The sequence below is a fragment of the Lentibacillus songyuanensis genome, from assembly GCF_039548255.1.
GTDB classification, from domain to species: Bacteria; Bacillota; Bacilli; order Bacillales; family Amphibacillaceae; genus Lentibacillus_C; species Lentibacillus_C songyuanensis.
The window spans coordinates 152,279-174,921 of sequence record NZ_JBCLVH010000003.1 but is presented as its reverse complement, the minus strand read 5'-3'; the positions used below and the strand labels follow the sequence as shown (position 1 = coordinate 174,921).

The following is a 22,643-nucleotide window of genomic DNA, read 5'->3' as shown; positions in this document are numbered from 1 at the left end:
AGAATAGGCAGCATTCTAGTCGAGGTGAATTCAAATGAAAAACAATCGAAAGCTTGATAATCCCGTTTTTCTAAGCCTGATGTTCCTATTCGCATGCGGATTTCTTTTTTCAACATTTGGACTGACGTCTGTTAACGCGGAAGAAGGGGAAGATCCTAAAGATGGAGACGGGGACAGTGGAGGTTTTATTATTGAAACAGAAAAAGTGGAAGGGGATATGGATCTACTGGGGGCCCTTCAAGGAAAAGTTGACATTAAAGAAGGTCAAATAACTGGGCTAACCATTACGAAAAAACTTGAAACGGGTGAAGATCAAGCCCCGTTAGTGATAAAAATTACTTCCCCAGGTCCGATTCCGGTTCAAAATCTAAAGGCTGAAACAATTGGGGGAGAACCTGTCATTCCTGGTGGCTTTTGTGCTTCTGAACACTTAGGTTGGTTGTGCATATCGGATGTTACGATGACCGTTTCCGAACAAACCGCCCAAAGCATTACTCTACCTGATGCGAAGGTAGAAACATGTTTTGAAAGCGAATGTGACTCCATGCCTGATGAGGATTCGATAAGTGAAGAGAAGCGGCAGAGTATGATGAAGCAAATGGAAGAACAGGAGTTATCTTTACAGGAAATGAAGGATGGGTTAAAAGACGATAAGAAGCAACTAAAATCGATTAAAGAACTTCTGGATCAGGCAGCAGAAACGTATGAAAAAATAAAAGAAGATGGTCAGCCAGAGAAGCTGGAGGAAACGATAAAAGAGTTAACGGAGTTATTTGAAGAAGAAGCAGATTTGGATGAATCAAAACCGGAAAATGTTGACCTTGACGAGGAAGAAATGATGGAACAGCTGGTATCCTTAACGAAACAATCTGGAGATGATTATACCACATCGCTGGAATCCACAGCCAAATTCGTGAAAACCTTAAGTAAAGCTTCTGAGAAAATGAAGGAACTGCAAGAAAGCATTAAATTAAAAGAAGATTCCCTTGCGAAAATAATTGAAGAAGAAAAGAAACAAGCGGCCGACAAAGATCATAAACAAGCAAAAGATTATAAAGCTTTGAAAGAAAAAGCTGAGGAAAGCGAAACGTCTAAGCAAGGCGATAAAGCAGACATTGACACTGAAGGTAAGAGTGAGAGTAAAGCAGATGATTCCAACAAGGAAAAAGCTGCAGATGAAGAAATAAATATTAATGACCTGCAAAAAGATCTGAAAGTAATTAGGGAAAAAATGCAAACACAGAAAGAGCGCTTAGACGATATGTTGGAGAAGGAAAAGACGTTAACCAAGCAGCTGGATCAAATAACCGAAGATTTAACTAACATCAAGATGACTATCATGGTAACAAAAGAAGCATATCCAAAGGAAACGTTTGACAAACTGATGGAGCATTTGGATGTAGTTGAATTGTCAAAAGAAGATAAAGAGAAAATGGAAGAAGTAAAAAAGAAGCAAGAGAAACAGAATAACCAAGTCGATGAAAATAGTAAAAAAGGAAAGAAAGATAGCAAGGATCAACAGGTCGACAAAAATGAAAAGGATAAAGCGGCCAGTGACAGTCAGGATGATAAGACGGATCCAGCAGTGGAGGAAAAGTCATCTGAAAAGAACGCCAATACGCAGAAAGACACAAAGAAAGATGATAATGGCGGGATACTAAATGACGTAACGGACGCGGTAGAGGAGTTACTTCCGAATAGTTCGTAACCAATTAAAATGGGAGAGGCCAACGAAGGTCCTCTCCCATTTTAATAATCACGAATCAACTGAAGTGCCTTCGTAATATCCGTCGTTGGCTGCTGACAGGCGAAATTCTCACATACATAAACTGTCGACTGATTTTCCACTTTTTTATATGCTGCTGCAAATGGCGCAATCTCAGCCAGATTTTCTGCCGATTCACTGACAAGGATCGTTACATTAGGTAGAAACTGCGCTTGAAGCTTCAATAGCAGTTTTTCCCGTTTGCTATCCTTTTCCTCACCGAGCACGACAACTTCTTTTGTCGGGTTTTCCGTCAGTAAAAGACTTTGCAGAAAATACGTACTTCCGGGAGCATAGCGCTTGATATCCTCATAAAAGCTTGCATACATCTCCACAGCCTTATCGAGGTAGCGTGTTTCGCCAGTCAGGAATCCAATGCGGACAAGCGTTACAGCAGCAACACTGTTTCCCGACGGCAGTGCTCCATCATAAATTTCTTTTTCGCGGGAGATCAGTGCTTCACTATCCTTCCCATTAAAGAAAAACCCGCCATTTTCGTTGTCCCAGAACAAATTAAACGTATGATCTATAAGTTTTTTGGCCTTTTGCAGGTAGTCAAGGGAAAATGTTGTGTCATACATTTCTAGATATGCCCAAGCTAGATAGGCATAATCATCGATGTAGGCATCGTATTTTACCTCACCATCCCGGTAACGTGCTTTTAGCCGATCGTCCTGGAAAAATTTTTCTTCAATAAATGTGATTGCTTTTTTTGCTGCGGTGACGTATTGCTTTTCGTGAAAAACCTTTCCCGCCTTTGCCAGTGCAGCAATCATCATGGCGTTCCATGATGTTAAAATTTTATCATCAACATGTGGATAAACCCGTTTTTCGCGTGCTGATAATAGTTTTTTTCGGGCGTTTTCCAGTTCGTTCTGTAAGGATTCCGGACTGAGATTATTCTCTTTTGCAAATGCTGTCACATCCGTGTTGTTGATCAGGTTAGGGATATTTTTACCCTCAAAATTTCCGTAAGGCGTCATGTTGTAGACGGCCGCATACAAGTCACCAAGATCTTCTCCGAGTATATTGAATACTTCCTCATAATCCCAGACATAGTATTTGCCTTCCACACCTTCCGAGTCGGCATCAATCGCCGAATAGAATGCACCATCCGGACTGGTCATTTCCCGGTTGACAAATGTAATGATTTGTTCTGCGATGTTTTTATAAAATGAGTTGTTGGTAACCTGATAACATTCTGTAAAGGCCATAAGTAATAGTGCATTATCATAAAGCATTTTCTCAAAGTGGGGAACAAGCCATGCCCTATCCGTCGAATATCGGGAAAAGCCAAAACCGACGTGATCATAAATACCGCCAGCCGCCATGGAATGCAATGTTTTCTCAACCATTGCAAGCGCTGATTCATTCCCGGAAAAGTGATACAGCCGCATTAGAAACAGCAGATTTTGCGGTGCAGGGAATTTAGGTGCCGACCCGAAACCGCCGTATTCTGCGTCAAATTGGCCCTTGAGCTGGGCAAGTGCTTCCTTGGTGATATCCAATGTGAGCCGATTACTGCTTTTGACAGTTACGCTTTTTTGCAGAGCATTGGTTACACTGTGGGTTACTTCACTAATATGATCAGGGTCCTTCTTATATTTCTTGAGCAGTTGTGTGAGTGCCTCCATTAGCCCAGGGCGGCCATATTTACTTTCCTTTGGAAAATAGGTGCCCGCATAAAACGGAATTTTGTCAGGCGTCATAAAGATTGTTAGCGGCCATCCACCCTGTCCTGTCATCATCTGGCACACTTTCATATAAACGGTATCCACATCCGGTCGTTCTTCACGGTCCACTTTAATGGCGATATAATGTTCATTTAACAGCTTGGCAACTTGGTTGTCTTCAAATGATTCGCGGGCCATGACATGGCACCAATGACAAGTTCTCATTACACCCAACTAACTATACCCAATAGATAAGAAGATAGGTTTACCTTCTCGTTTCGCTTTATCAAATGCTTCCTCACCCCATGGGTACCAATGAACTGGATTGTAAGCATGTTGTAATAGATATGGTGATTTTTCAGCGATTAATCTATTGGGTTTGTGGTTAGTTGTCATAGAACATCACCTCCTTCGTTTAGTTATCCAATTTCAGTTTACCCTAAAAAACGTGAATGACACGAGCAATATATATTTAACCAAAATTCGTGCTGAAAACTGTAACCTTATTGAACAATTATAGTATATCAGCGAGCTATATGATATGGTAAGAGTCGTGCTGTTATAAAGAGTCGCTTTACTATATGGACAAGATAAGGAAGTCGCACATGATATATTTTATTTACTTTTTAATTGTAGCCGCATTTGTGGATACATTTTCTCAGCTGCCTATCAAGAGTCCATTCGCACAAGAATTAGAAGCATCAGCATTGTTGATTGGAATCATAATAGGTATGTATTCATTTACCAATATTATCGGCAACATGATTTCCGGTTGTTACATCGTTGGAAAAAGATAAGTGGCCCTGGACGGTTCCAAATAGCACATTTTTCTATTGACTACATGTAGTAAGCTTGTTATCATTTTTCTATTGTTTAAAAAATAGTATAGATTCACCCTGTATAAGTCCGAGAATACGGCTTGGACGTTTCTACCAGCTACCATAAATAGCTTGTCTACAAGGAATGAGAAAATAGATGATATTTTTTATTCTTCTGTTGACGGAACTTTGGCATGCTTGTGGCCAAAGTTTTTTTATTAGCTCATGATAATCTGCCCCCAGACATCCCCTTGAGAAAACGTAATTTAGAAAGTTTGTGGGATAATAAGTTATTGAGAACATTGTTAATCTAACGAAGTGGGAGAATGAACTTTATGAAAAACTTTTTTCAATTTAAAGAAAGAAATACAACATATAAAAAAGAAACGTTAGCTGGTCTGACAACATTCCTTTCTGTAGCTTATATTTTAGTCGTAAACCCGTTAATCCTTAGCCAATCGGGTATGGACAGGGGTGCTGTATTTACCGCAACCGCTCTCATTGGAATCATTGGTACATTGCTTATCGGGCTGCTTGCTAATTATCCGATTGCGATTGCACCAAGTATGGGATTAAATTCGTTTTTCACTTTTTCCGTTTGTATTGGGATGGGAATAGCGTGGCAAGTAGCCCTGACGGGTGTCTTTATTGCTGGCATCATTTTTATGGTATTAAGTTTAATGAAAATCCGCGAAAAAATTATCAATGTTATTCCACAGGATTTAAAATATGCGATTGCATCCGGTATTGGATTTTTCATCGCATTCATTGGGTTAAAAAATGCCGGGATTATTGTTTCCAACCCGGATACATTTGTTTCGATTGGAAAACTAACATCGCCCACAACCGCACTAGCTGTAATTGGTCTGGTGATTACGATCGTTATGCTGGTACGTGGAATCAATGGGGGCATCTTTTATGGAATGGTCATTACGACGATTATTGGAATGATCGTCGGGTTAATTAACGTTCCGACATCCATTGTTGGTAAGATACCAAGTATGGAACCAACATTTGGCGTCGTATTCGCTCATTTGCCTGAGATTTTTACCCCTGATGTAATTGCAGTTATTTTCACATTTCTTTTTGTTGCCTTTTTTGATACAGCTGGCGCTTTGATTGCACTTACCAGTCAAGCGGGAATGATGAAAAATAATACGATTCCAAATATAGGCCGAGCTTTACTTGCTGATTCATCAGCTGGTGTCGTTGGTGCGATATTAGGGACATCCACCCCCGCTACGAGTGTTGAGTCTTCCGCTGGTATTGCTGTTGGAGGAAGAACAGGATTTACGTCGGTTATTATTGCTTGTTGTTTTGCAATTGCTTTATTCTTCTCACCTATTCTTGCCGTTATCACGACAGAGGTGACTGCACCTGCATTAATTATTGTCGGCGCGTTAATGGCGATGGAAATCAGTAAAATAAACTGGAGTAAGCTTGAAATCGCGATTCCGTCGTTTTTAACGGTGATCATGATGCCATTGACATCTAGCGTAGCAACAGGAATTGCATTTGGCTTTATATTGTACCCACTATCCTTGGTTGTGCAAAAGCGTTTTAAAGAAATTCATCCGATTATGTACGTGCTATGTTTGTTGTTCATTTTATATTTTATTGTTGTCGTATAGCAGCTACTAGCCCTTGTCATTCCACGATTTGTTTGTATGTGCTATGATAATTGCAACTTAGAAAAAACAATAAGAACTTTTAATCAAACCTAGTCAAGTACTTTTAAATTATTAGAATTATTCAGGTCTAAATGAACGACTAAATGGTGATGATAACTGATAATGATAGATTTCAAACGAGGGTTGTTATGATGAAAAACGTTGATGGTGGTGAATTGCAGAAAGCATCAATTGACATAATAGGTGGGGGTAAAAATACAGCCAAAGGTATGAACATACGATAGAACTCCCGAATGAGGCAAAAAATCACTCGTTTGGTCACTCAACGCACCCGACTAACTACCGAATGTAAAAAAGTTCCCTCGTTTAATTGCTCAATTCTCTAGAAACAAACTGAACTACTGGGAATCAATCTACTCAGTAGTTCAGCCATCAGTGCTATCATAATTATTTTTCCCGCCTATACAGGTTTACATTTTACTTACTCTACTACTGTGCCTGCAACTTCTGCGTGTACCCTATGACGATAATAGTCCATATACTCCGGTTTCATCGGTTTTTGTCCACGGATGATGTCTGCTGCTTTTTCGGCTAACATCAATACTGGGGCATGGATATTACCATTTGTCGTATGCGGCATAGCGGAAGCATCCACGACCCGAACATTGTCCAGACCATGAACCTTCATGGTCTGCGGATCTACAACAGCCATTGGATCTGAGTCGGGACCCATTTTTGCTGTACAGGACGGATGGAGTGCTGTTTCTGCATCGTTTGCTACCCACTCCAGAATTTCCTCATCTGTTTCAACAGAAGGACCAGGTGAAATTTCGCCTGAATTGTACGGTGCTAATGCAGGCTGCGAAAGGATATTTCGTGAAACACGAACTGCTTCAATCCATTCGCGCCGATCCGCTTCGGTAGACAGATAGTTAAAAATAATACTGGGATGCTCAAAAGGATTGCGCGACCGGATCTTCAGGCTTCCTCTGGAATTGGAATACATTGGTCCGACGTGTACTTGGAATCCATGCTCCGTATCCGCTTTTTGCCCATCATAACGTACTGCAAGCGGAAGAAAATGAAACATCAAATTCGGATAATCAACCGCATCATTCGAACGGGCGAAACCACCACCTTCAAAATGATTCGATGCTGCAGGGCCAGTACGTCCAAGTAACCATTGTAAGCCGATCCAAGGCATTTTTGCTTTATTTAAGCTGGGCTGTTCAGAAACAGGCTGTGGGCAAGCGTGCTGAATATATACTTCGAGATGGTCCTCCAAATTTTCGCCTACACCCGGCAGATCGACGACAGGTTCAATGCCAAGCGAGCGCAGGTGATCAGCGTCTCCCACACCGGACAACTGAAGCAGCTGAGGTGTGTTGAACGCACCACCGGAAAGGATAACTTCTCCTGCAGTGACTTGATATGTTTTCCCGTTTTTTTGATATGTCACACCATTAGCTCGCGTACCAGCAAAATTAATACTGGTAACAAAAGCACGCGTTTCCACAGTAAGGTTTTTGCGTCGCATAGCAGGGCGTAAATATGCACGGGAAGCGGATACTCGTCTGCCATTATGCACTTGACTATCGAATGGACCGAATCCCTCTTGACGATAACCATTCACATCGGGTGTTCTCGAGTATCCAGCTTCAACAGCTGCATCAAAAAACGCTTGAAATAGAGGATTTGTGGCTGGCCCGCGCTTTAATTTGATTGGACCGTGATGGCCACGGTACGGGTCAGATGGATCGGATCCAAAAGCATTTTCCAGTCGTTTGAAATATGGCAGACAATGGGCAAAGTCCCACGTTTCCATACCTGGAGCAGATCCCCACCGTTCATAGTCCAACGGGTTGCCACGTTGGTAAATCATACCGTTGATGGAACTCGATCCTCCAAGTACTTTCCCCCGGGCGTGTGCAACATGTCGGCCGTTCATATAAGGCTCAGGGTCCGTAGCGTAGATCCAGTCGTAGAAACGATTGCCTGATGGGAACATTAAGGCTGCAGGCATTTGAATAAACAAGTCCCATGGGTAATCACTCCGCCCTGCTTCCAGAACAAGAACACTGCTCGATTTATCCTGACTTAGACGGTTGCCGAGTACAGAACCCGCACTGCCGCCACCAACAATTACATAATCATACGTTTGTTTCATCCGTAAGACCTCCTTGATGATTGTTTCATTGAATAATAGATTAAAACCAATTTAACGGTTCTGGTTTTAAGTTATGGAAAACATGTTTCGTTTCCTGGTATTCTTCCAGCCCTGTTTTTCCTAATTCGCGGCCAATGCCGGACTGTTTAAAACCGCCCCATGGTGCATGTGGAAAATAAAGGTTGAAATCGTTAATCCAGACCGTTCCCATCCGCATTTTGGCTACACAGCGTTCGGCTTTGGCAATATCTCTCGTCCAAACCCCGCCGGAAAGACCATAAATGGAGTCGTTTGCTAGATCGATAGCTTCCTCTTCCGTAGTGAATTTCTCCACCGTAATGACCGGACCGAATCCTTCATTCTGAACAACGCTCATGTCCGTTGTGCAGTCGGTTAGAATGGTAGGTAAATAGAAAAAGCCGTTTTGCAACGCTGGATCATCCGGTCGGCCGGCCCCAACAACGACTGTTGCACCTTCTTTGATGCCTGATTCAACATAGTTGATTACCTTACTTAAATGTTCCTGAGAAATAAGCGGTCCCATCTGCGTTGTTTCGTCAAACCCATTGCCTAGTTTGATATTTTTAACGCGTTCTACTAATTGCTGAACAAATGGATCATGAATACTTTCTTCTATAATCAATCTTGTACCAGCGGAGCAAATTTGTCCGGCGTGAAAAAAGACCGCATTCAACGCCTGATCAACAGCTGTTTCCAAATCAGCATCGGCGAAAATAACATTCGGATTCTTTCCGCCAAGTTCCAGTGCCAGTTTCTTCACATTTACACTGGCCGCTTGCATAATCTTTTTTCCGGTTTGAATGCCGCCGGTGAATGAAATAAGATCGACATTGACATTATTGGAAAGTTCGGCACCAACTGTATCTCCAGCTCCGAGGACTAAATTGGCAACCCCTGCTGGTATACCCGCCTCGTCGATTAATTCGAAGACTTTCACATGGGTAAGGGGGGTGATTTCACTTGGCTTGATCACTAACGTGTTACCGGTAACCAGCGCTGGCGCAAGTTTCCAGGATGCCTGCAGTAATGGGTAATTCCATGGGGTGATTTGTCCGCACACACCAACCGGTTCTTTAACCACCTTACTAATGGAATTCGAAATGGGGGAGGCGATGATTTCTCCACCATCTTTATCGGCCATTTCAGCATAGTAACGGAAGACACCAGCAATATCATCCATATCGCCACGGCTTTCCTCAATTGTTTTTCCTGTATCCAGGGATTCCAGCTCAGCTAATTCTTCCTTGTCGCGTTCGATTAAATCGGCTATTTTGCCAACGATTCTGCCACGTTCGGTAGCTGGTGTTGTTGGCCAAGGACCGTCATCAAACGCTTTTCTGGCAGCCGCGATTGCTGTTTGTGCGTCGGCTGTATCTCCTTCTGCTGTAACGGCAATAACTTCTTGATTAAATGGATTGATAATTTCTCTTGTTTTTTTCGAGATGGAATCAACCCATTGTCCTTCAATATATTGTTGTTTTATGGCCAAAGCGATCACTCCTAAATCCTGTAGTTAACTTTATTAAGAAAAAATTTAACGTTTTAAACAAAACAAATGTAACACGAACGTTTTTATTTGTCAAAATGAAATGTTAAAAATTCCTTCCACTCAACCATCATGTAGAATTTAAGGGAATCAATTTTAGTGTTTGGGTTGACATAGATTTAAAAACCACTATCATTAAATTTGTAAAAAAGTAATTTAACAAACTTAATTTATCGAATGTTATGGAGGTGAAGAAATGCTGGATGAGCAAGAAGAACATCATGCACATGATGAACAAATGCGACAGAAGTTTGAAGAAGCAAAGGATCAAGTGATTGGTGCTATCTCGGAAACGATGGACTTGTACGGTGTGACACCGTCCGCTGGAAAATTGTACGCGATGATGTATTTTAAAGAGCAAATGAATCTGGATGACATGCGTCAGGAGCTGGGGATGAGTAAACCGAGCATGAGTACAAGTGTCCGCAAACTTCAAGATAATGGAATGGTAAAAAAAACATTCCAGCGCGGTTCTAGAAAGCATACGTATGTTGCCGAAAAGGACTTTTTCCGTTCATTTATGTCATTTTATTGTCAGATGTGGGAGCGAGAAGTAAATATGAATATGGAAGCAGTCAACCAAGCTCAAGCAGATATGCAGGAAATTTTGGAAGATGATACCGTTACAGCAGATATACGAAAAGAAGTGCAGACGGATTATGATTTACTTGAATCATCAAAAGTATATTATCACTGGCTGGAGCGATTAACGGCCAGCATCCGGACAGGGGAGATTTTTAAATTTTTACCGAAAAATCCAGAAGATGAAGACAAATAATTTTATATCAACAGGAAAAAGGGGTAGGTATGTTAATGTTTTTTAAAAAGCTGAGTGTGTTTGTTCTGTTCATTCTATTAATGGTGCTTACGGCATGTGGAAACACAAGCAATGGTACACAGAAGGATTCAAGTGAAAAATCTTCTGGGAAGAAGACAATTGAAATGGGGCAAATCAACTGGGCAGAGAATATCGCTGTTACAAACATGTGGAAGGTTATTTTGGAAGAGGAAGGCTACAATTTGAAATTGGAATTATTGGATATGGGAGCACAGATGGCCGGTGTTGCACAAGGGGACTTGGATGTCAGTCCTGAGGTATGGCTGCCAATCCAGGATGCCAGTTATTTAGAGAAATATAAAGATGATGCCAATTTTTCAGAGGAATCCTGGTATGAGAATGCCAAAGTCGGTTTAGTTGTTCCGGAATACATGGATGATGTTAATAGTATCGAGGATTTGAATGCTCATAAGGATGAATTTAATGGCGAAATAACGGGATTTGAACCTGGAGCTGGAACAATGGTCGTAACCAAAGAAATGATTGATGCATATGATCTTGACTTTGAATTGATCCAAAGTTCCGAAGCAGCAATGATTGCGTCGATCGGCAAGGCGATAGACGATCACAAGCCTATTGTTGCTCCGCTCTGGAATCCACACCGCGTGTTTTCTGAAATGGACCTGAAGTATTTGGATGACCCGAAAAACGTTTATGGCGATGCAGAAGCTATTTATCATGCTACTCGCCATGGATTTGCTGATGATTTTCCAGAGGTAGACAAATGGTTGAAAAACTGGAAAATGGATGATGATCAAATAGGTGAGCTAATGAGTATGATCAACGATGCAGATGATCCAGAAGATGGTGCAGCCAAATGGGTAGAGAAGAATCAGGATTTGGTTGATACATGGTTGGAGAAATAGGAATTGAGAAAAGGTGCCGCATTTGTGGCACCTTTTTAGCTTTTATTTGTAGCGTTTCTAAGCTATTTTAACGTTAATGTCTGGCGGGACCGTGTGGGAATCGAACCCACCGAAGACGGCACGCGCCTCCCTCAGGGTTTTGAAGACCCAGGAGGACACCAGTCACTCATCCAATCCCATGTGTAAACGTTCGCAGTTTGATATCGACACAACAAGTAGTTATGATTCGATCTCTAGTAATTGTAACCATTCAATAGCGAGCGATCGCAAAAGTAATTTTAACATATATTAAAGAAAAGAGCACGATTCGTTTTATCCCGCCTTATTGGGCAGTAAGACCCCCACTTCAAGATTTTGTGATGGAACTAAAAACGATAATTGGGGTCAACTGCATGAAAAAGGTCTGATTCTGTTCGGGCCTGCAGGATATAGTTGTACTTTATCGAATTCATTGAAATTCTCTTTCGCTAAAATATGTGTTACATTCAAGTTACGAGTATGAAATCAAATAGCAGGATAAGACAGACACAGATTAATGAACTAATAGTTTTAAAATCTCTGTACCTTTTAAAAGTAGAAGGAATTATGAAATGTAAGGTGAGAGGGGAAAGCGAAATGGATGATACCTGCTTTACTATTGGTATGGCTGGCCATATTGATCATGGCAAAACAACGCTCACAAAAGCGTTAACTAACGTTGACACCGATCATTTAAAGGAAGAAAAAGAGCGTAAAATTTCAATTGAGTCAGGGTATGCCCCATTCGAGATAAAAAATGGATGTCACGTTTCCATTATTGATGTACCTGGACACGAGCGATTTATTCGCCAGATGATTGCCGGTGTTGCTGGCATTGACATGGCTGTCCTGGTAATTGCTGCAGATGAAGGTATGATGCCGCAGACAAAAGAGCATTTGGAAATTTTAGGGTTCCTTGGCATTGAACGTTGTATTGTTGCTGTTTCTAAAATCGATCGTGTTGATGATGAATTGTTAGATATGGTGACGGAAGATATCAAGGAAGGGCTGGCAGGAACCATTTTTGCCGAGGCACCGTTGGTTTGTGTTGACGGTGTATCCGGCAAGGGAATTGATACGTTAAAGCAAACGATTTCCTCTGAATTGGAACAGGTAGGGGGACGAGATGCACATGGCTCATTTCGCTTGCCGATTGATCAAGTGTTTACAGTACGGGGGCAGGGAACAATCGTTAGAGGGACGATCTATGAAGGCGTTGTAAAAAAAGATAGTCAGTTGACGATACTGCCTAAAGGGTACAAGGTTAAATCGCGTCGTATCCAAGTCCATCATCAGGATAAAGATGAAGCACGAGCCGGTCAGCGGACAGCAATCAATCTAGGTCGCATGGATAGAGAGAAGATCCAGCGTGGAGATGTACTGGTCACCTCGGATCACTTTTTGGTAACAAATACGATTGACGTAAGTTTACAATTTGTGGATGATTTAATTTCATCTGTTAAACAGCGAGTACCAGTGAAAGTTCATGTGGGCACATCCGAGGTAATGGGCAAAATTGTCTTTTTTGATCGCAATGAAGTGTGGCGGGCTAGCGAACCTGTTCTATGTCAGGTGCGATTAGACGAAGACATTGTTGTCCGTCGTGGCGACCGGTTTATTTTGCGGCGCCCCACTCCTGTTGAAACACTCGGAGGCGGATGGGTCATTGAGCCTAAAGGTGGCAAATACCGCTTTGGTGAAGCGACGATCGAAATGCTGCGACAGCGAAAAGAGGGAACACCCGAAATGATCGTTACAGAAGTGTTAATGAATCATAAGTTACTGGATAGGAAGCAGTTGATTCAGTATACATCGCTCGACGAACCAGCATTGATCGCTACCCTTCGTAAAGGAAAGGAAAAAGGACTGCTGCTTCAGATCGGGAATAAGTATGGTCTAAAAACCCATGCTAAAATGATGAAGGAAGAAATTAAACAGCTATTGGAAAATTACCATGACGCCTATCCAATGCGGCCGGGTATAAGTAAAGCAGAAATTGTCCAATCATTTAGCAAGCAGTATCCCAAGGCGTTTATTCAATATATGATCGACATGCTGGTAGCTTCTGGTGACATCGCTAAAGACAAACAGTTCCTTGCCTTATCGGGTTTTTCCTCTCATTTACCAAAAGAGTGGAAGGTGCAAATGGAAGCAATCATTAATCAGCTTCAACTGGATGGGTTGACTGTAAGGAAATGGAATGATTACGTCAAGAATACATCACTATCGAAAAAGGGTGCTGCGGAACTGGGTAACTATCTTATCCACACGAAACAAGCGTATGTTTTAACTGATGATCTGCTCATCCATCATACTGCGTTTGCGCTAGCTTTATCGACATTAAAAACCAAAACCGAAGACACGTTTGAATTGAAAGAGGCCAAGGATGCGTTGAATGTGTCGCGCAAATATTTAGTACCGTTTTTGGAACTTCTTGATCAATACAGACTAACATTGAGAGTTAATGATAAACGAAAATGGGTAAAGTAATTTGAGTTTCCAAAAGGTTGTTTTCGTTTAGATTGTTGTTTTTGACATAAAATCCATAGACTGTGACACAAGTGTAGGGAATGTTGGTTTCCTAGTAAGTGTGCTAATGTCGCCGTCCGGGAGCGCTCCGGGCGGATGCTTTCCGCGGGCTCGCGGATGAGCCTCCTCGATCGCAAAGAACGCTCACTGCGGAGTCTCATCGTCTTCGCTTTCCCGCTGGAGTCACTGCTCGTAGCGATCCCAGACTGGTCAGGCTATTTATAAAAAATGGCACATACCATATCAGTGAAGGAAAAACATGCCCCTTCAAAGGAGTATGCCGACGTTGGATGCAAAGTCCGTTCTTAGTCGGCCTTCCATCATATTGGGAGGAATGGCATAGGTGAGACCCCCAGAATTCGTCACAAGCAAGGTTGGAAGGCTAAGTGCGCGACGTCCTGTCGCAACGCCTTCATGACCAACATCGTGTTGGCCCGAGGCTCACCAGCCACCCCCCTAAAAAGCTTCGTGTTTTTCCGTAGCGGCAATTTAACCACCATCTCATTTTATGTCAAAGTTTCCATCAACTATGTAAAAGAGTCTTTCCAAAAAATCAAATGCCCCTGTCAATTCACAATTGGAATTTCTAAGGAGGATTGTTGATGAATATACATCTTCGGGAACTGCCTGCTATTCATGTCATACAAAAAGATCAACGCTTTATCGCGTTATCTACAAAACACAATATTTCCGGACAAAAATTAACGGAAATGGCGCAGGATGTCATTCATGATATACGTCAGCAGATTATTGATGGTAATTGGCAGAAAGAAGCCATGTCCAAGGCTGATTTTACCAATTATATTTTTAACCTGCTAGAGCAACAGTCTATTTTGTCACAGCACTATCGTATACGCCATGTAATTAATGCAACAGGAACGATTCTTCACACAAACTTAGGACGAGCGAAACTGAGTGAGGAAGCTATCAAACAAGTTGTTTTAACAGCAAAGCATTATACAAATCTGGAATATGATCTGGAAAAAGGTAAGCGTGGTTCCAGACATAGCATTATTGAATCGATATTAACCGAGATTACTGGTGCAGAAGCGGCAATGGTGGTGAATAATAATGCAGCAGCCGTTTATTTGATACTACGGGCATTAGCAAAGGGAAAAGAAGTGGTTATTTCCCGTGGTGAACTTGTTGAAATTGGCGGTTCATTTCGAATTTCATCCATCATGGAGGAAAGTGGCGCAATGTTAAGGGAAGTTGGTACGACGAATAAAACACATTTGTATGATTACGAGCAAGCCATTAATGAGCAAACCGTCATGTTGATGAAAGTACATACGAGTAACTTTAGGACAGTTGGCTTTACACATGCTGTTGAATCAGCTGAGTTGGTTGACTTGGCAAAACAGGATCATCGCCTGTGTGTATATGAAGATTTGGGAAGCGGTGCACTTCACCGGTTTGAGATCGGAAATGAACCAGTGGTATCCGATGTGCTTAAAAGTGGGGTTGATATTGTTTCATTTAGTGGTGATAAGCTATTAGGTGGTCCGCAGGCGGGGATTATTGTTGGAAAAAGAAATGTAATAGAAAAACTAAAAAGACATCAGCTGGCACGCGTTTTACGTGTAGATAAAATGACTTTGGCTGCTCTTGAGGCAACAGTGAAAAGTTACCTTAAGGGAGACGTTGAACAGATTCCTGCAATTCGTGATATTTCTTTTCCATTGTCTGAAATAAAAAAACGAATCGATACATTTATCAATGGCGTGGGCCATGAGAATAATGATTGGCGGTTGGACTGTAAAGAAGATACGTCACAAATTGGTGGAGGAACAATGCCTGGTATTGAGATTCCAACGCTTGTTTGTACGGTAGGTCACGTGCAGTTGAGTACGCAGCAGATTTTCAAACGACTGCGTACAGGTGAAACTGCGGTTCTTGCCCGGATTAAAAATGACCAGGTCCTTCTTGATTTTCGCACGATAACGGAAGAAGAAATACCGCTGCTTATCGAACATTTTGTTCATATGTAATCATTAAAACGTTAAGAGCAGAACAAGCTGTTATATATTTAAGTCATTTCGAAGTATCCCCGCTTTGACTGGCCAAAAACTGGCCAAAAAGCGGGAAATCTATTTTCTGATGGTATCTTTTTGCTTATTGAAAAAAAGAAAGTAGTGGGCGTATAATAATAGCTGTGTATAAAGAGAAAATTGATCCAAGAAGTGCTTGCATCGAAAAATCGATAATTGTGGATTTCTGAGAGTCGAGTTGTGGACCAAGAGGAAACGGTGGTCTCTTATGAACCACGTTAACAGGAAAATGAATGTAACGTCTATATTTAAAAGTATGCATACTAGCATTGAAAAAGTAATTGTGTGGGTGGATTGCAATTATAGCATTTGTTCGTTTTCCGACTAGGGAGGTACAATAGATGAATCGTTTTAAAAATATATTTCAGCATTACTGGAGTCCTTACAGTACACTTATCCTGGCGGGAATCCTGAGTGCTTTGTATTTTGGTTTTACTGGAGCGGTATGGGCTGTAACTGGCGAATTCACGCGGCTGGGCGGAGAATTTCTTGGTATTTTTGGAGTGGATATTACCGGGTGGGCTTATTTTGATATGATCCATATGGATAAGACGACATGGACCCGGCCAGATGGATGGATGATTTGGGGCATGTTCATCGGTGCATTGATTATGATTTTGTTGAGTAATAATTTTAAAATCCGTATCCCGCGTCAAAAACGCCGTTACATACAAGGACTTGCTGGCGGTATTATTGCTGGGTTCGGTGCTCGCCTGGCAATAGGGTGCAACTTGGCCGCTTTTTTTACTGGGGTACCTCAATTTTCTTTGCATTCATGGATTTTTATTATTGCGACAGGGGTAGGTACGTATTTTGGAGCAAAGATTGTCCAAATGCGATGGTGGAAAGGCAAACCTGTTCTGATGAAGGGAAATGCAAAGCCAAGTGCTGAAAAATCCAAGAAGAAACAGCCGTTTATCGGGGGCATTATTGCTGTTATGTATACAGCATTAATTGTAGCTTTTTTTGCTACAGGACATACGTTATTAGGTTTCGGTGCTTTGTTTGGTGCGTTCTTCGGTATCTTAATCGAACGGGGACAAATTTGTTTCACATCTGCATTTCGTGATTTGTGGATGTTGGGCCGCGGCACGATGGCTAAAGCGATTATTGTCGGGATGGCGATTAGCTCAGTGCTGACGATCATTGTGATTGCTTTCTATGGCATACCGCCAATTACACAAATTGCCGCTCCAAGCACGTTTATCGGCGGTATGCTATTTGGACTGGGTATTGTTATGGCCTCGAGCTGCGAAACAGGCATGATGTATCGGATGATGGAGGGGCAAGTTTTATATTTGACCGTATTTGCCGGAAATATCATTGGTGCAACCTTTCTTGCGTTTGCCTGGGATCATCTTGGTATTTATAACGTGCTTGTTGCAAGCGGAGCAAAGATGAACCTAGTAGACTCCATTGGTCCTATTGGCGCCATTATTGCGACATTGGTTATGCTTGTGGTTGCTTATGTCATTGTGATCATACGGGAACATAATTATCACCAAGGGTGGAAAATAAAAAAAGGAGGAAAAGCCCATGCTGGAACAAATGCAAGCTGACTTTACGTTGGACTTACGTGGTGAATCCTGTCCCTATCCAGTAATTTATACACTGGACACACTCAAGGATTTGGAAAAGGGACAGCTTCTTAAAATCATTACCGATTGCCCTTCATCTTTCAGAAATATTCCTGAAGAGGTAACCAAGCAAGGGTATCAATTTGCTAGTGATCCTGTGAAAAATGAACAGGAATTTTTATTTTATGTTTATGGATAAGAACATAGAAAAACTGGGGAATAGTTGACGAAGGTTTTCGTTTCGCTTATACTTCCCTTTATGAAAGGGGGATGTTTGTATGTCTAAAGAAGCAATTAAGTTAACTGCTTTATCGAGCAAAGGTGGTTGAGGCTGCAAAATTGGTCCTGATGACCTGGCGCAAGTTTTGCGTCATTTACCACAATCTGTATCCGATCCAAACTTGCTCGTCGGTTTAGATACTCCCGATGATGCGGGCGTTTACAAAATCAATGATGATATGGCGCTCGTTCAAACACTAGATTATTTCACTCCAATAGTAGATGATCCTTACATATTTGGCCAAATTGGAGCCGCCAATGCCTTAAGTGATGTGTATGCCATGGGCGGAAAACCGATAACCGTGATGAACATTGTTGGCTTTCCGGTTAACGTACTTGACAAAAGTATACTGGCGAATATTCTGGCTGGTGCAGCTGATAAAGTTGCTGAGACAGGTGCCGTGCTAGTTGGTGGACATTCCGTTGATGATCAAGAGCCAAAGTTTGGGCTGTCCGTTACAGGCACGATCCATCCTGAACGGGTTCGAACCAATGCAGGAGCGAAACCGGGCGACCGGCTCATTTTAACTAAACCAATCGGCGTTGGCATCTTAACCACAGCGATTAAGAATGGCCTACTGGCTACGAATGAACAAAAGGAAGTTATTGATGTTATGACGACATTAAATAAAGACGCTGCCCAGATCATGGAACGTTATACTGTTCATGCTTGTACAGACGTTACCGGTTTTGGCTTGCTTGGTCATACATTGGAAATCGCTGAGGGAAGCCGCGTTGGTATAAACGTATTCAATCAAAAAATACCAATTCTGGAAAAAACAAAACAGTTTGCAGAACAAGGCGTTATTCCAGGTGGTACGAAGAAAAATCGTCAATGGCTGGCTGATCGAATTGAATATGATGATTCTATTAGTGACATCGATCAGTTAATTCTTTGCGATGCGGTGACTTCAGGTGGGTTGCTTATTTCCGTGCCTGAATTGGAAGCTGAGCGGCTAAATCGGGAGTTGCGGGAAAATAACGTTGGTTCCGCTATTATTGGCGAAGTGACCAGTGAAAATTCTGGACGTATTAGAGTTGTCTGAAACGATTTGGGCGGGCAATTTAACGTATGGAAGGTGTCGATTCCTTATTTAAGGATCGGCACCTTTTTAGTGTAGTGAATAGATTCGAAAATGTTTACAATTCCTTATCTACTGCCTCAGCAATTTTACTGGCAATCCAGCGTTTTGCCGTTTCTTCGTCAATGTCATATTCTTTTCCTGCCCGCAATAAATCACCATGATAAGCAGTTTGCACGTTCATTTTAACTTTGATCATTCTGTATAGTCTCCTTTTATCCCGCCTTAACGGGCAGTAAGACCCCCACTTCAAGATTTTGAGGTGGAACTAAAAAAGATAAGTGGGGTCAACTGCCCGTAAAGGTCCGATTCTGTTCAACTAACATTAAGTGGGGGGAAGGGCAGGCAAAGAACACCACGTCCTGTGGCGACACCTACACTAGCACGTCTGCATTCGTCAGAGCCCCCACTTAATGAAGTTTCACTTTATCCCGCCTTAACGGGCAGTAAGACCCCCACTTCAAGATTTTGAGGTGGAACTAAAAAAGATAAGTGGGGGTCAACTGCCCGTAAAGGTCCGATTCTGTTCAACTAACATTAAGTGGGGGGAAGGGCAGGCAAAGAACACCACGTCCTGTAGCGACACCTACACTAGCACGTCTGCATTCGTCAGAGCCCCCACTTAATGAAGTTTCACTTTATCTAAATGCTGTGATAGCTTGAATGTTGTATCTACTATTATATCGATTTTCTGTGATGATGACCATAAAAAGAAGCGTGTATAAAATGTCACAGCATTGCCATACTATTTTTTGCCTTTTTGTGAACAATGGCTATTTTAATTGAAAATAATTATCATTATCAAGTAAAATGAAATTAAGCTACTTTATCTAATTTGGGGGTTGTTGTAATGGCAAAAATTATGTTGATGGATGCTAGTATGACGGGCAGCACGGAAATGATGGCCGATGCAATTGGTGATTATGTTCAAGGTGCTGGCCATGAATTGGTGCGGAAATCGTTTGACTTTGATGCGATTGACGTTCAGGAATTGCTCGATTATGATGGAATATTAATCGGTTCCTATACGTGGGATGATGATTTACCGTATGAAGTAGAAGATTTTTATGAAGATCTGGACGATGTTGATTTGACAGGGAAGCTTGTCGGGGTGTTTGGTTCGTGTGATTCGTTTTATGATTCCTACGGTGCTGCGCTGGAGACCATTGCTGCTAGGGTTCCGGAAATTGGTGGTTCGATGTACGAGGAAAAATTGAAGGTTGAATTAGAGCCTAATGATAAAGATATTGAAGATTGTAAGCATTTTGCCGCTGGATTTTTGGAACAGCTTGCGAAAATGTGAAGGGGGCTGTGATAGGAGCCCCTTATTTTGTTTGGAGTAAAAAATAGGCCTTACGAGTATACCAACGGCGGCGTGATCTATCTAGCCGAAATCAAAAAATATTGCACGAGTTGTTCAAAACACCCTCATTTTTATTATTCCACATTCACAGTTACAGCACGCTTTCTCATGGATGCCCAATTACGTTCAAATAATTGTCTGTCATAGTGTTCTTCCTGACCGGTATATGGATCATGAACGATTGTATGAGCTTTATTGAATCCAACAAGTACGACCGCATGTTCATTACAATACCAATCGATTGAGTTACCCGCTTCATCCTGCCAGGATTTACTATGGTAGGTTTCTTTTTGATTAATGGTGGTCCAGACCATAACCGGTTTTCCCGAACGAACAATATCAAGCAGTTCATCAAAATCTTGTCCGGTTAGATCAATTCCTTTTCCGGGAAGGAACATATCAATCGTTGCTAGAATCGGCGCTTCAAAAACACCGAAACTGCCATCATCTGAATAGGGGTCACCGACAAAATGTTCATCCGGATTTGCACCACACCATTTACCATCTATTAATCTTACTTTCTCTCCTTTTGGCAATTTCTTAACCACATCATACTTACTAACAGATACCCCTGCCCAACCAAGCAGCATTGCTAGAGATGTCGCTTCACAGCCGGTTGGCAGTTCTGGATATTGATTCATAGTAGGAACTCCAGTGATTTTTACCGTATATTCCATGTTATCACTCCCTTTAGGCATTTATTATACAACAAAAATTAACAATAGGATGATGAAAAAAATAAATGCTTGGAAACATCAAGGAAATCAATGTTTCTGGTTAATGATTAATCGAATGAGCTATACTTTTTAATAATGGACTAAAATGAAATTTTACTTTTTTTAATTGATTTATGTAATTATATGTTATATGATAATGTTAAATGATAGGGGAATCCTTTCAGATTATTTTTCTATGAAAGGGGTTTCAAAGGAGTGATGAATGCTAGGAATACACAAGATGATGCTGGTCACACATGTCTATTTTAAAAAATAAGGGGGAAGATGAAAATGAAAAAGAAGCATGCACTAATTGTTATGTTGCTAAGTTTTGTACTCGTATTGTTCACAGCATGCATCGATTCTTCCAAAGACTCCGAGTCGAAGGATAATGGCGGTTCGGATGGTGATAAGGGAGAGACGATTGAATTTTGGACAATGCAGCTAAAACCGGATTTCACTGATTTTATTGAGGGGATGATTGCGGATTTTGAAGAAGAAAATCCAAACATTAAAGTAGACTGGCTGGATGTACCGGCAAGTGATCTGAAAGACAAAATGATAAGTGCAGTATCTGCGGGAACAGCGCCGGATCTTGTCAATCTGCCTGTAGGATTTTCACATAAGCTAGTTGAGATGGATGCGCTTGTTAATATGAATGATGCGCTGACAGATGACCAAAAAAATCAATATATTGAAGGTGCTTGGAAGGCGTATACAACGGAGGATGGGGAAACAACATTTGGAATTCCTTGGTATTTGACCATGGATGTAACGATGTATAACACTGAAATATTGAAAGAGGCAGGCCTTGACGCCGATAATCCACCGGAAACATTTGATGAAGCTGCAGATATGGGTAAAACCATTAAAGACAAAACGGGAAAATATGGATTGTATCCTTCACTCGACCTGTCGATGCCTTTGCAATATATGACCATGTTCAATGGTAGCATCATTAATGATGAAGGTACAAAAGCGTCGTTTAATACACCTGAGGGTTTGCATATGTTTGAATACTTTACCAAATTGTATCAAGATGAAATTATTCCGCACTCTTTGATCACTGATGATCAGCGCAAAGGGATTGACATCTATGCTTCCGGAGAGGCTGCTATCTTTAACGAAGGAATGCAATTTTTAACTCAAGTGAAAGCGAACGCACCAGATGTCTATGAAAATACGAAAGTTTCGCCCGCTCTTTTAAGTGACGCTGGAAAAATCGGTTTGACAACGCAAGGACTTGTTATCCCTGAAACCAGTGAACATCAGGATGCAGCAGTTAAGTTGGCCATGTTTATCACAAATGCTAAAAACACAGTTGACTTTGCAAAAGAAACACCTGTCTTTCCACCGGTAACAGAAGCGCTTGATGATCCGTATTTTAGTGAACTCCCGGATGATCCAGAACCGATCGATGAAGCAAGACTTGTAGGGGCAGAACAGTTGGGTCACGCAGAATCGCTAGTGAATACGCATGGAAACCAAGAAAAAGTGGATGACCTGCAGCAAGCATTTTATGATGCCCTGCAAAAGGCAATGCTTGGCGAGAAAAGTCCGAAAGATGCGCTAGAAGAGGCTGAAAGTGCCTTTAATGAGATTTTGGCAGAGTAGATTTTAATTTGATATAGGCAAAAAGAATTGCGGAGATCTCCTTTTTCTTTTTGCCTTCCATAATTCTCTTTCGTTGTTGGAGGTAACTG

16 protein-coding genes, 1 tRNA gene, 1 pseudogene and 1 riboswitch are annotated in these 22,643 nt (G+C 41.6%); of the genes and pseudogenes, 12 read left to right on the top strand and 6 right to left on the bottom strand.

The features are described 5' to 3' along the window. Positions 1-34: 34 nt before the first annotated feature. Positions 35-1,708, top strand: coding sequence for a coiled-coil domain-containing protein (locus WMZ97_RS04895; RefSeq protein WP_343270953.1), 1,674 nt, complete (start codon positions 35-37; stop codon positions 1,706-1,708). Between the two features lie 41 nt (positions 1,709-1,749). Here WMZ97_RS04895 and WMZ97_RS04890 read toward each other — a convergent pair. After that, positions 1,750-3,834: pseudogene (locus tag WMZ97_RS04890) on the bottom strand (thioredoxin domain-containing protein). A 209-nt stretch (positions 3,835-4,043) separates the two neighbouring features. Between WMZ97_RS04890 and WMZ97_RS04885 the strand changes: the two are divergent. Continuing rightward, a complete protein-coding gene (locus WMZ97_RS04885) occupies positions 4,044-4,235 on the top strand; it encodes a hypothetical protein (RefSeq protein WP_405027655.1) in 192 nt (63 codons plus the stop codon). A 79-nt stretch (positions 4,236-4,314) separates the two neighbouring features. Then, positions 4,315-4,415: riboswitch (purine riboswitch) on the top strand. Positions 4,416-4,591: 176 nt separating this feature from the next. After that, positions 4,592-5,887, top strand: coding sequence for an NCS2 family permease (locus WMZ97_RS04880; RefSeq protein WP_343270952.1), 1,296 nt, complete (start codon positions 4,592-4,594; stop codon positions 5,885-5,887). A 481-nt stretch (positions 5,888-6,368) separates the two neighbouring features. Here the strand turns inward: WMZ97_RS04880 and betA are convergent, their stop codons facing one another. Both betA and betB read right to left on the bottom strand, forming a co-directional pair. Continuing rightward, on the bottom strand, positions 6,369-8,054 hold the full coding sequence (betA, locus tag WMZ97_RS04875; RefSeq protein WP_343270951.1) for a choline dehydrogenase: 1,686 nt from the start codon (positions 8,052-8,054) through the stop codon (positions 6,369-6,371). A gap of 40 nt (positions 8,055-8,094) precedes the next feature. Continuing rightward, positions 8,095-9,564 (bottom strand): betaine-aldehyde dehydrogenase, encoded by a 1,470-nt coding sequence (gene betB, locus WMZ97_RS04870; RefSeq protein ID WP_343270950.1) that lies wholly within the window; start codon positions 9,562-9,564, stop codon positions 8,095-8,097. 253 nt (positions 9,565-9,817) lie between these two features. Here betB and cudC point away from each other — a divergent pair, with 253 nt between their 5' ends. After that, positions 9,818-10,399: a choline uptake/conversion transcriptional regulator CudC gene (cudC, locus tag WMZ97_RS04865; protein WP_343270949.1), complete on the top strand. Its 582-nt coding sequence runs from the start codon at positions 9,818-9,820 to the stop codon at positions 10,397-10,399. Between the two features lie 35 nt (positions 10,400-10,434). After that, positions 10,435-11,325, top strand: a complete 891-nt coding sequence (locus tag WMZ97_RS04860) for a glycine betaine ABC transporter substrate-binding protein (protein WP_343270948.1) — start codon at positions 10,435-10,437, stop codon at positions 11,323-11,325. An 81-nt stretch (positions 11,326-11,406) separates the two neighbouring features. Here WMZ97_RS04860 and WMZ97_RS04855 read toward each other — a convergent pair. Continuing rightward, a tRNA-Sec gene (locus WMZ97_RS04855) sits at positions 11,407-11,503 on the bottom strand. A gap of 437 nt (positions 11,504-11,940) precedes the next feature. Between WMZ97_RS04855 and selB the strand changes: the two genes are divergently transcribed. The 5 genes from selB (at position 11,941) to selD (ending at position 18,825) form a co-directional block, all read left to right on the top strand. Beyond that, positions 11,941-13,833: a selenocysteine-specific translation elongation factor gene (gene selB, locus WMZ97_RS04850; protein ID WP_343270947.1), complete on the top strand. Its 1,893-nt coding sequence runs from the start codon at positions 11,941-11,943 to the stop codon at positions 13,831-13,833. A gap of 641 nt (positions 13,834-14,474) precedes the next feature. Further along, complete coding sequence (gene selA / locus WMZ97_RS04845; RefSeq protein WP_343270946.1) at positions 14,475-15,863, top strand: L-seryl-tRNA(Sec) selenium transferase; 1,389 nt, start codon at positions 14,475-14,477, stop codon at positions 15,861-15,863. A gap of 401 nt (positions 15,864-16,264) precedes the next feature. Further along, complete coding sequence (gene yedE, locus WMZ97_RS04840) at positions 16,265-17,482, top strand: selenium metabolism membrane protein YedE/FdhT (RefSeq protein ID WP_343270945.1); 1,218 nt, start codon at positions 16,265-16,267, stop codon at positions 17,480-17,482. Next, positions 17,472-17,699, top strand: a complete 228-nt coding sequence (gene yedF, locus WMZ97_RS04835) for a sulfurtransferase-like selenium metabolism protein YedF (RefSeq protein WP_343271095.1) — start codon at positions 17,472-17,474, stop codon at positions 17,697-17,699. Before yedE ends, yedF begins: the two co-directional genes overlap by 11 nt. A gap of 79 nt (positions 17,700-17,778) precedes the next feature. After that, a complete protein-coding gene (gene selD, locus WMZ97_RS04830) occupies positions 17,779-18,825 on the top strand; it encodes a selenide, water dikinase SelD (protein WP_343270944.1) in 1,047 nt (348 codons plus the stop codon). Positions 18,826-18,919: 94 nt separating this feature from the next. Here selD and WMZ97_RS04825 read toward each other — a convergent pair whose 3' ends face one another. Further along, on the bottom strand, positions 18,920-19,060 hold the full coding sequence (locus tag WMZ97_RS04825) for a hypothetical protein (protein ID WP_343270943.1): 141 nt from the start codon (positions 19,058-19,060) through the stop codon (positions 18,920-18,922). 651 nt (positions 19,061-19,711) lie between these two features. Here WMZ97_RS04825 and WMZ97_RS04820 point away from each other — a divergent pair. After that, complete coding sequence (locus WMZ97_RS04820) at positions 19,712-20,164, top strand: flavodoxin domain-containing protein (RefSeq protein WP_343270942.1); 453 nt, start codon at positions 19,712-19,714, stop codon at positions 20,162-20,164. A 134-nt stretch (positions 20,165-20,298) separates the two neighbouring features. Here WMZ97_RS04820 and WMZ97_RS04815 read toward each other — a convergent pair whose 3' ends face one another. Further along, positions 20,299-20,901 carry a C39 family peptidase gene (locus WMZ97_RS04815; protein ID WP_343270941.1) on the bottom strand — a complete coding sequence of 201 codons (603 nt, stop codon included), beginning with the start codon at positions 20,899-20,901 and terminating at the stop codon, positions 20,299-20,301. A gap of 330 nt (positions 20,902-21,231) precedes the next feature. Here WMZ97_RS04815 and WMZ97_RS04810 point away from each other — a divergent pair, with 330 nt between their 5' ends. After that, positions 21,232-22,554 carry an ABC transporter substrate-binding protein gene (locus WMZ97_RS04810; RefSeq protein WP_343270940.1) on the top strand — a complete coding sequence of 441 codons (1,323 nt, stop codon included), beginning with the start codon at positions 21,232-21,234 and terminating at the stop codon, positions 22,552-22,554. The last annotated feature ends 89 nt before the right edge of the window (positions 22,555-22,643 follow it).